General features: G+C 65.8%; 10 protein-coding genes and 1 pseudogene. 6 read left to right on the top strand and 5 right to left on the bottom strand.

Annotated elements, in window-relative coordinates; translation table 11 throughout:
* Together ACKOED_RS01560 and ACKOED_RS01555 are read left to right on the top strand one after the other, a co-directional pair.
* On the top strand, positions 1 to 360 hold a 360-nt coding region (locus ACKOED_RS01560; protein WP_408914814.1), incomplete at its 5' end, for a carbonic anhydrase.
* Positions 357 to 1,847 (top strand): FGGY-family carbohydrate kinase, encoded by a 1,491-nt coding sequence (locus ACKOED_RS01555; RefSeq protein WP_408914813.1) that lies wholly within the window; start codon positions 357 to 359, stop codon positions 1,845 to 1,847. The genes ACKOED_RS01560 and ACKOED_RS01555, both read left to right, overlap by 4 nt.
* A 16-nt stretch (positions 1,848 to 1,863) precedes the next feature.
* Here ACKOED_RS01555 and ACKOED_RS01550 read toward each other — a convergent pair whose 3' ends face one another.
* Together ACKOED_RS01550 and ACKOED_RS01545 are read right to left on the bottom strand one after the other, a co-directional pair.
* Positions 1,864 to 2,847 carry an MDR family oxidoreductase gene (locus tag ACKOED_RS01550; protein ID WP_408914812.1) on the bottom strand — a complete coding sequence of 328 codons (984 nt, stop codon included), beginning with the start codon at positions 2,845 to 2,847 and terminating at the stop codon, positions 1,864 to 1,866.
* Between the two features lie 11 nt (positions 2,848 to 2,858).
* The gene (locus ACKOED_RS01545; RefSeq protein ID WP_408914811.1) at positions 2,859 to 4,184 is read right to left on the bottom strand and encodes a dihydroorotase; all 1,326 of its coding nucleotides are present in this window, start codon (positions 4,182 to 4,184) and stop codon (positions 2,859 to 2,861) included.
* Positions 4,185 to 4,245: 61 nt separating this feature from the next.
* On the opposite strand from ACKOED_RS01545, the gene ACKOED_RS01540 reads away from it, so the two are divergent.
* The 4 genes from ACKOED_RS01540 to ACKOED_RS01525 are packed head-to-tail and all read left to right on the top strand — an operon-like array spanning position 4,246 to position 6,734.
* Positions 4,246 to 5,064 carry a YgfZ/GcvT domain-containing protein gene (locus tag ACKOED_RS01540; RefSeq protein ID WP_408914810.1) on the top strand — a complete coding sequence of 273 codons (819 nt, stop codon included), beginning with the start codon at positions 4,246 to 4,248 and terminating at the stop codon, positions 5,062 to 5,064.
* Positions 5,061 to 5,651: a DNA-3-methyladenine glycosylase I gene (locus tag ACKOED_RS01535; protein WP_408914809.1), complete on the top strand. Its 591-nt coding sequence runs from the start codon at positions 5,061 to 5,063 to the stop codon at positions 5,649 to 5,651. The genes ACKOED_RS01540 and ACKOED_RS01535 overlap by 4 nt, the downstream gene beginning before the upstream one ends.
* On the top strand, positions 5,635 to 6,234 hold the full coding sequence (locus ACKOED_RS01530) for an HD domain-containing protein (protein ID WP_408914808.1): 600 nt from the start codon (positions 5,635 to 5,637) through the stop codon (positions 6,232 to 6,234). Before ACKOED_RS01535 ends, ACKOED_RS01530 begins: the two co-directional genes overlap by 17 nt.
* Positions 6,231 to 6,734 (top strand): tyrosine phosphatase family protein, encoded by a 504-nt coding sequence (locus tag ACKOED_RS01525; RefSeq protein ID WP_408914807.1) that lies wholly within the window; start codon positions 6,231 to 6,233, stop codon positions 6,732 to 6,734. The genes ACKOED_RS01530 and ACKOED_RS01525 overlap by 4 nt, the downstream gene beginning before the upstream one ends.
* A 174-nt stretch (positions 6,735 to 6,908) precedes the next feature.
* Here the strand turns inward: ACKOED_RS01525 and ACKOED_RS01520 are convergent.
* The 3 genes and pseudogenes from ACKOED_RS01520 to ACKOED_RS01510 form a co-directional block, all read right to left on the bottom strand.
* Positions 6,909 to 7,160: pseudogene (locus tag ACKOED_RS01520) on the bottom strand (hypothetical protein); the annotation flags it as partial.
* 144 nt (positions 7,161 to 7,304) lie between these two features.
* A complete protein-coding gene (locus ACKOED_RS01515; RefSeq protein ID WP_408914806.1) occupies positions 7,305 to 7,709 on the bottom strand; it encodes a diol dehydratase small subunit in 405 nt (134 codons plus the stop codon).
* Entirely contained in the window at positions 7,702 to 9,930 is a 2,229-nt protein-coding gene (locus ACKOED_RS01510) for a propanediol/glycerol family dehydratase large subunit (RefSeq protein ID WP_408914805.1), read from the bottom strand. Before ACKOED_RS01510 ends, ACKOED_RS01515 begins: the two co-directional genes overlap by 8 nt.
* Positions 9,931 to 10,047 lie beyond the last annotated feature (117 nt).

The following is a 10,047-nucleotide window of genomic DNA, read 5'->3' as shown; positions in this document are numbered from 1 at the left end:
GTGAAGCACATCGTGGTGATGGGGCATGGCCGCTGCGGCGGCATCCGCGCCGCGGTGCAGGATTCCTCGCCCTTGACCCACACTGATTTCATCGGCTCCTGGATGCGGGCGATCAAGGACGTGACCCGCATCGTGCCGCGCGAGTTGGGGGTGAATGCCGAGACGCATGAACGCCACATCGAGCGGGCCTCGATCGAGCATTCGCTGGCGAATCTGCGCACCTTCCCGTGGATCCGCATGAAGGAGAACAGGCGCGAGCTGGCGCTGCATGGGGTGTGGTTCGACATTTCGATGGGCGAGCTGCACGCCTATGACGAGGACGAGGCGCGCTGGCTGGCGGTGGGGGGAGGCGAAGCATGAGCTATGTGATCGGTGTCGATGGCGGAACCGAATCGATCCGCGCCTTCGTGTTCGATCTTGAAGGGCGGCCGCTGGCCTCGGCCGCGACGCCCTACAAGACCGAGTTTCCCAATCCGTCCTGGGCCGAGCAGAACCCGCAGGACTGGTGGGACTGCATGGGCCAGTCGGTACAGGGCGCACTGGCCGCGGCGCGTGTCTCGCCCGCCGATATTCTGGCGATCTGCGTTGACACCACCTGTTGCTCGGTGGTGGCGCTTGATGCCGCCGGAACGCCGCTCCGCCCCTGCATGATCTGGATGGACGTGCGCTCCGCCGCCGAGGCTGATGAGGTGGCGGCCACGCGCGACCCCTATCTGCGGGTGAACGGCGGCGGCGCCGGGCCGGTGTCAGCCGAATGGATGATCCCCAAAGCGCTGTGGATGAAGCGCCACCAGCCGGAGATCTTCGCGCGCGCCGCCAGGGTGGGCGAATATCAGGATTACATCAATCTGCGACTCACCGGCCGCTGGGTGGGATCGCTCGGCAACGCCGCCAACCGCTGGCACTACCAGACCGGCCATGGCGGGGTGCCGCGCTCGCTCCTGAAGGCGGTGGGGATTTCCGAGCTCGAAGCGAAATGGCCTGAGCCGATGCTGGCGCCGGGCGCGCCGATCGGCCCGCTCGTTCCCGATGCGGCGGCCCATCTGGGCCTCAAGCCCGGCACGCTGGTGGTGCAGGGCGGCGCTGACGCCTTCATCGGCGTCATCGGGCTTGGCGTCACGGAGCCGGGCGAGATGGCGCTGATCACCGGATCCTCGCATCTCCACATCGGCATTGCCAGCCGCGAGGTGCACAAGCCCGGCGTCTGGGGCACCTACATGGACTGCGTCTATCCGGGAAAGCCGGTGATCGAGGGCGGCCAGACCTCCACCGGCTCGGTGGTCGCCTGGTTCAAGCGCCATTTCGCCGATCAGACGAGCTGGGAGACGCTGAACCAGGGCGCCAGCGCCATTCCGCCGGGCGCGGAAGGCCTGCTGGTGCTCGATCATTTCCAGGGCAACCGCACGCCCTATACCGATGCGCTGTCGCGCGGGGCGATCACCGGGCTCACCCTCAAGCACACGCCCGCCCATGTGTTCCGCGCCATCATCGAAGGCATCTGCCTCGGCACCAGGCTCATCACCGACAGTTTCGGCGAGGCCTTCAGCCCGAAACGCATCGTGCTGGCGGGCGGGGCGTCGAACTCGCCGCTGTGGCTGCAAATCCACGCTGATACCATCGGCGCGCCGATCGAGCTCACCGAAGTGGCGGATGCTCCGGCGCTGGGCTGCGCCATTCTCGCCGCTTACGGGGCGGGCAAATTCGCCAGCATCGAACAGGGCTGCGCCGCCATGGTGCGGGCCAAATCGGTGATCGAGCCCAACCTGGCCAACACCCGCTTCTACGAGGCGGAAATGCTGCCGCGCTACCAGAAGCTCTATGGCGCGCTGAAATCGGTGCGCGGCTGAGCGGGGGCCGCCGCTCCTAGCGGATGTCGACCACCACCCGGCCCTTGACCTTGCCGGCCACGATGTCAGCCGCCACCTGCGGCACGTCGTCGAGCTTCACATGGGTGGTGAGCGCGTGCAGCTTCGCGAGGTCGAGATCCGCCACCAGGCGTTCCCACACTTTGAGGCGGCGCGGCATCGGGGTTGACACCGAATTGATTCCGATGAGCTTCACGCCGCGCAGGATGAAGGGCGCCACATTGGTGGGAAGGTCCATGCCCTGGGCAAGGCCGCAGGCCGCCACCGTGGCCTCCGGGTTCATCTGCGAGATGACATTGGCGAGCGTCACCGAGCCCACCGAATCGATGCAGCCCGCCCAGCGCGACTTGGCGAGCGGCTTCACCGGGCCGTTGAACTCATTACGGTCAACGACGCCCGCCGCGCCGAGGCCTTTCAGGAAAGCTTCCTCGGCGGTGCGGCCGGTGGAGGCGATCACCCGGTAGCCGAGCTTGGCGAGGATGACGATCGCCGTGGTGCCCACACCGCCCGCGGCACCGGTGACCAGAATGTCGCCGTCAGCGGGCTTCACGCCCTGTTCCTCCAGCGCCATCACGCAGAGCATGGCGGTGTAGCCGGCGACACCCACCGACATGCAATCCGCCGCCGTCCAGCCCCTGGGCACCGGCACCAGCCAGTCGCCGCTCAGGCGGGCCACCTCGGAAAAGCCGCCATGATGGCCTTCGCCCACGCCATAGCCGTTGAGCACCACCTGGTCGCCCGCCTTCCAGCGCGGATGGCTGGAGGCCCGCACCACGCCGGCGAAATCAATGCCGGGGATCAGCGGAAAGCGCCGGGCGATGGGCGCCTTGCCGGTAATGGCCAGCCCATCCTTGTAATTGACCGAGGAGTGGGAGACGTCCACCGTGACGTCGCCCTCCATCAGGTCCTGCTCCTCGAGCCTCGTGAGTTCGGCCTTCTGGCCGCTGTCGGTCTTGGTGATGAGAATGGCGCGGAAAGACATAGGGTTTCCTTTCAGAGAGCTTCGGTGAAGCGGGCGGGCTGGCCCTGGGCCGGGCCGATGATTTCGCCGTTCCACATGGCGAGGCGCCCCCTCACCATGGCGCCGACCGGCCAGCCCGTGACCGTGCGGCCGTCATGCGGGGTCCATTTGCAGCGGCTTTCGATCCAGCCGTTGCTGATGGTGCGGCGCGCCTTCATGTCGACGATGGTGAAGTCGGCGTCATAGCCCTCGGCGATACGGCCCTTGCCGGCCATGCCGAAAATGCGGTTGGGCCCATGCGAGGTGAGATCGACGAAGCGTTCCAGCGTGAGCAGCCCGCGGTTGACATAGTCCAGCATGACGGGAACCAGCGTCTGCACGCCGGGCATGCCGGAGGGCGAGCCGGGATAGGGCCTGGCCTTTTCCTCCAGCGTATGCGGCGCATGGTCCGAGCCCAGCACATCGACGAGGCCGGAGGCCAGCGCCTGCCAGATTCCCTGGCGATGATGGGGCTCGCGCATCGGCGGGTTCATCTGGATCAGATTGCCGAGCCTGTCATAGTCCTCCGAGGTGAAGGTGAGGTGATTGGGCGTCACCTCCACCGTGGCCACGTCGCGGTTGGCGGCGAGCAGCGGAAATTCATCCGCCGTGGAAATGTGGAGGACGTGGATGCGCTTGCCCGCCTGCCGCGCCAGCCGCAACAGCCGCTCGGTCGAGAGCCGCGCGGCTTCGACGTCGCGCCACACATAATGGCTCTTGGGATCGCCCTCGACGCGCAGGTGCTTGCGGGCATTGAGCCGGAACTCATCCTCGGAATGAAAGGACGCGCGGCGGCGGATGTTCTTCAGGATGGCGGCGACACCGTCATCATCCTCGACCAGCAGCGCGCCGGTGGATGAGCCCATGAACACTTTGACGCCGGCGCAGCCCGGCAGACGCTCGAGCTCGCCCAGCTCATGGGCGTTCTCCCGCGTGCCGCCCATGAAGAAGGCGAAATCGCACTGCATGCGATTGCTCGCACGGCGGACCTTGTCGGCCAGCGTATCCTCCGAAGTGGTGAGCGGAGTGGTGTTGGGCATTTCGAACACGGTGGTGACGCCGCCCATGATGGCGGCGCGGCCGCCGGTTTCGAGGTCTTCCTTGTGTTCAGCACCCGGCTCGCGCAGATGCACCTGGCTGTCGACCACCCCGGGCAGGATGTGAAGCCCGGTACAATCAATGACTTCGCCCGCCTGGTGCGGCGCGAAGGACCCCAGCCCCAGAATGCGGCCGCCGGAGACGGCGATGTCGCGCTGGCCTGTGCCGTCATGGTTGACGACGGTGCCGCCCTTCAGGATCAATTCGGCGTGGATGGTCATGGCGCTCCTTGAATGCCGTGCTGAGCCTTCGTAAATGTGGATTGGAAACGAAGCAACAGCGATGCGCGATATGGAATTCCGGGCAGGACGGCTCGCCGGCCGGGCCGTTCTGGCCGTCAGCGGGCCGGACGCGGCCCATTTCCTGCACAATCTGCTCACGGCGGATGTCGAACATCTGGCTGATGGCGGGGCCATTTATGCCGCCCTGCTGTCGCCGCAGGGCAAGATCCTGTTCGACATGCTGGTGCTGCGGCAGGGCGATGGCTTCCTGATCGACTGCGCCGCCAGCCAGCGCGCGGCGCTCATGAAGCGGCTGGCGCTCTACAGGCTGCGCGCGAAGGTGGACATCGCGCCGCGCGATGACCTTGCCGTGACGGTGTCGCCCAGGGAGATCGCGGGCGGCTTTGCTGACCCGCGTACCCCGGCCATCGGCTGGCGGATGATCGGCCCGGCGGGAGATCCGGAAGCGCAAGGCTATGACGCGGCGCGCATCGCCCTGGGGCTTGCCGATTCGGGGGCTGATCTCGGCTCCGGCGAATTCTTCCCGCACGAGGCCAATCTCGACCAGCTGGGCGGGGTGAGCTTCAGGAAGGGCTGCTATGTGGGCCAGGAAGTGGTCTCGCGCATGGAACATCGCGGCACGGCGCGCAGCCGCATCCTGCCGGTGAAGCTGGCGGGCGGCACACAGCCGAAGGGAACCGATATCCGCGCGGGCGAGAAGCAGGTGGGCACGCTGTTGTCAGGCGCCGGCGATCAGGCGCTGGCGCTGATCCGGCTGGACCGCCTTGCCGAGGCAGCGGCGCCGCTTGAGGCGGGCGGCGTTGGGGTGACAGTGCTGAAGCCCCATTGGGCGCGCTATGATGTGCCGGGCGCCGCATGACGGCACTCCGCCATGAAGACGGCCTCTGCCGCTGTAACTGGTGCGGCACGGACGCGCTCTATGTGGCCTATCACGACGAGGAATGGGGCGTGCCCGAATATGACTCGCGGGCGCTTTTCGAGAAGCTGCTGCTCGATGGCTTTCAGGCCGGTCTCTCGTGGATCACCATATTGCGCAAGCGCGACAGTTTTCGCCGCGCCTTCGACGGCTTCGACGCGGAGAAAATGGCCCGCTACACGCCGGAGAAATGCGAAAGCCTGATGCGGGATTCCGGCATCGTGCGCAACCGGCTGAAAATCGCCGCCAGTGTTTCCAATGCGCAGGCCTATCTGGCGATCCCGGACTTCTCCGCCTATCTCTGGGATTTCGTGGATGGCAAGCCCATCCAGAACCGCATCCGCAGCATGAGCGGGATCCCGGCGAAGACGCCGCTCGCCGAAGCGATCTCCAAGGATTTGCAGAAGCGCGGCTTCCGTTTCGTGGGCCCAACGATCGTCTATGCCTTCATGCAGGCCTGCGGCCTGGTCAATGATCATCTGGTGGATTGCCACCGGCATGAGGCGGTGAAACATGCCGCGAAAGGCTGAGCCGCCCCGCGCCTGGCAGCGCATGCTATCGGGCCGCAGGCTTGATCTCCTTAACCCGTCGCCGCTCGACATTGAAATTGAGGACATCGCCCATGGCCTGGCGCGCGTCGCCCGTTGGAACGGCCAGACCAAAGGCGATCACGCGCTGTCGGTTGCGCAGCACTGCGTGCTGGTGACCGAGATCGCGGGCCAGTTGTCGCCCGCCCTCACCCGCGAAGAAAAGCTTGCCGCCTTGCTGCATGACGCGCCGGAATATGTGGTGGGTGACATGATCTCGCCGTTCAAGGCCGCGCTTGGGCTCGACTATAAGGATTTCGAGAACCGCTTGCTGGCGGCGATCCACATCCGCTTCGGGCTTTCCGCCGCTGTGCCGCCGAAGCTCGGCGTCTTCATCAAGTCCTGCGACCGGCTCGCCGCCTATCTGGAAGCCACCGAGCTTGCGGGCTTCAGCACCGCCGAGGCGGAGAAATTCTTTGGCAAGCCAAAGGACGCTGGCCTGGCCCGGCGTTTCGTGCTGAAGCCGCTCTCGCCCAATGACGCCGCCGCCCTTTATCTCAAAACCTTCAGGAAACTCACGCCATGATCATCGTAGGACCCTTGAGCCGCGTACAGCCGCTCGTCGACGAACATGGGGTGCGCCATGTGGTGACGCTGCTGGCCCCGGATACGCCGAGCGAGCGCCCCCATGGCGTTGCGCCTGACAATCACCTCAAGCTTCACTTTCATGATATCGTGGTGCCAATCGACGGGCACACGCCGCCCTCAGTCAAGGATGCCGAACGGCTCATCGGTTTCTTTGAAGGCTGGGACCGCGCCGACCCCATGCTGATCCATTGCTGGGCGGGGATCAGCCGCTCCACCGCGGCCGCCTATACCGCGCTCTGCCTGCTGCGGCCGGAGGCTGACGAGGATGCGCTGGCCCGGGAACTGCGCGCCGCCTCGCCGTCCGCCACGCCCAACCGGCTGATCGTGTCGCTCGCCGATGATATTCTGGGGCGTAACGGCCGCATGGTGAAAGCCATCGCCGGCATCGGCCGCGGGGCCGATGCGTTCGAGGGCACGCCATTCATTTTGAGGCCATAGAATTTGGGTTGCTCTGCCCCCATTCTCTGGATCACCTGAGGCTGGAGTTTTCAGCCGCTCTCACCGGTGACGGGCTGGACGCGCCACCAGATTTGTGCAGCTGAATCGCGATGTTTTGGCCGATCCCGCCGTAGTATCTGCGCCAATTCTCCATTTTCGCACAGGCGCCATCAAGGTATGCTTCAGGATTGGCAGTTCCGCCATCAGGCGCGTGGGCAAGGGCGGCATGCCCGGCCCGTCGCTGTGGACCTCGCCGCAGCGGGCTTCGATGGCTTCCCACGACACCGTCTTCGCCAGCCGCACGAGCTCATGGTTCATGTTGATGATCTGGCCGCGGCGTGACCGGAACAGGTCCATTTCGCCCGTCTCGCGCCGCTCACGTGGCTTGATCGCCCAATCCTCCGCCGCTCTTCCGGCGGGGTGCATCACGCCTCGCGGCCGACGTGAATCGCGAAATCAATTTGCAAGGAAATGATGGCCAACGGCCCGCTCTCCCGCAGGACTGAAGACGTCAACCGAGGCGATCAGAGCCTGAAATCAAGGGCTTGGGCATTGTTCACGGGGGCTTACTCACGCATCTTCTGGCTTCAACAATCCCTTGTCGCGATAGGCTTCCGCCGCCTGGCGGATGTATTCGCCGGTCTCCGGCGCATCATAGCGCGCGGCAATTTCCTGGGAGAGCGACAGCAGCTCGAAATAGCTCGCCCGGTAGGGGCGGAGCTTCTCATAGGCGGCGAGCAGCACGTCATTGGGAAGGGCGGTCAGTTCAGCAGCGCGGCGGAAATTGCGCGCCAGCTGCGGGTAGCCTTCCGCCTCGGCGGTCTCTGCCTGCTGCAACAAGGTTTCGCGGCGGATCGTCAGGTCCTCCGCCGATATCTTGCCGAGCCGGACATTCTCAAGCGTAATGTCGGCGACCTCGACCGCACGCTGCTTGCGGCGGACATCCGGCTCGCGGCCATCACCGTGATCAGCCATAGGTCACCTGCATCTCTTCCGGAGCCCTGCCCGCGCTGATGCTGGCGATCTCGCGCTTGTGCATCAGCATCGCCTGCACGATGAGGCGGAGCCTTGCCATGTTGTCCACCTTCACCGGCACCGGTGACGGCGGCTGGCGCAGCGCATGGCTCGCGGCATTGGCGCCGATCTGCGCATAGGCTGCGTATGACAGCAGCGGCGCCTGGGAAAACAGTTCGAGATTATTGAGCGGCGCCAGCCCCTGCCGCTGGATGACGGCGGTGCCCTTGGACTGGAGCCCGATGGCGATGCCGGAGCCGCTGAGCTTCGCCCCCTCATAGCCCAGCATGCCGCAATCAGCGGTGTGGTGGATCTTGATCACGCGTGGTTTCAATCCCTGGCTCTCGATGCCGCCCATCAGGGCTTTCAGCACTTCGCCATGGCTGAGGCCGCACAGCGTGGTATCGAGTTCGGCGGCGAAGGCAGGTCCAACCGCGATCACCACGTCCTTCTCGCTTGGTGGCGAGAGATTGGCGGCGGGCGTCAGCCCAACACCCGCCCGCCCGGCCGAGACCGGCACCATCTCCGCTGCTGAACGCGCCTGCGGAATGGCCGCGAGCCTGGCCAGATGCTCCCCCTTCAGCCGGTAACCGGTGCCAGGGCCCTGATAGTCATTGCGGTCGGTGAAGGCGCTCTGCGCCTCGAAGGCTTTGTTGAGCACGGCGGCCGGCTGCAGATAATCGCCCGCCACCCGGACGCGCTGCATGCCAAGGATGTTGGCGGCAATATCGGCGTGCCCGCTGCGGTCGAGCGCGGTGATGACGTCCAGCGCGGTGAGCGGCCCATCCAGAAAGGCATCGGCGGCGGCGAGATCGGCCACCAGGTCACGCTCCGGCATGTCATCCGAACTATAGGCGGTGACGGCGGCCTCGATCTCGGCATCGCTGATCGCCGGCAGGCCCAGCTCCCGGAACACCGCCTGCATGGCCTTGCCGGCCTTGCGGCGCACCGCGAGAACGGCGTCCTCGGTGACCGGCTCCATGCCGGCGTCGACCTGCATGTCGCGCTGGATCACCAGCCAGTCATCCATGTCGTCGGCGTCGAAATTGCCGCCGCCGAACATATTGTCCTTCCGCGGCATGGAGCTGTAGCCCGAGGTGATGAAATCCGTGCCGGGCAGGAATTGCAGCATCAGCTTCGCCGCCTTGCGCATATCCGAATGCGACGACATGGCGTCATTGCCGGAGGCCACCTCAAGGCCCAGCGACGCGGCGATGAGGTTCTCCGCCAGCACGGCGCGCACCCCGCCCGGCAGGGCGGAGGGAAGTGCTATGCAGCTGATCGAACCGTTCTGCACGCCCTGCGCGCCCGAGCCCTTGACCAGCATCAGGCAGCGGGCCTCGAGATAGAGCATGGACTTTCCCGACTCATAGCCCATCAGCGTCTCGGCGCCGGTGCCGGAGGTGAAGCGGATCTTGATGCCGCGCGAGGCATAGGCCGAGGCAAGAAGCCCCTTCGACCAGGGCGTATCGTCGCCGTCGCGCAGCGCCTCGTCAGTGCCATAGACCGACAGCGTCTCGGCGTAAGACGTGAGGCCCTTGAGGCCCAGCCGCAGGTTCAGCCCCTCCTCCACCGCGCATTGGGTGAGCACCCCGCCATGCGGCGTCTGCGAGCCCACCAGAAGCGCAAGCGAATTGAACGGCGCCATGCGCGCCACCCGGCAGGTGGTCTCGAGCTCGTCGAAGCCGCGCAGCGCCGCCTCCGCCGCGTCGGCTGCCATCAGCGCGGGGTTCTCCCGCCAGTTGGTCACATGCGCCTGGTTCCCCGGCTGCTGGCGGGCGCGCATCTTCTGCATCGCCATCATCATCTCGACGACATTGAGATGCGAGACGATCTCGCACAGCTTGGCCGGTGTGCAGCCGGACATCAGCCACATCAGCCGCTTGCGGGGAACATTGATATCCACCAGCATGCGGGCAATGGCCAGCGAGTCCATGGCCATCGCCTCGCCAGCCGCCTCCACATTGATGGCATAGCGGGCGATGTAGCGGTCGATGGTGTCGAACCGGTCCGCCGGGCAGCCGTCGATCTCCACGATCAGGCCCTTCTCGATCCGGATCGAGGGCCTGGGATCATGCGGGCTGTCCATCACGACGAGCCCGAGACCCGCGTCTTCCTGGACATAGGTGTCCTTGTTGACGGGCCGCTCGGCACGTCTGGCAAATCGCTTCGAACCTGTCATGAACCGAACCTCATCATCTGCTGCTCCTCAACCGGGCAGTCTCAATCACGGAGGCGCTTGCCAGGCCATTACAGTGAACCCGCTCAACCCTGGGATCATATGTCTCTTGCCCGCTTC

The organism is Aestuariivirga sp. (assembly GCF_046093005.1).
Taxonomy (GTDB): Bacteria; Pseudomonadota; Alphaproteobacteria; order Rhizobiales; family Aestuariivirgaceae; genus Aestuariivirga.
The sequence above is the reverse complement of the archived record's forward strand: the minus strand, read 5'-3'. Positions and strand labels throughout refer to the sequence as shown.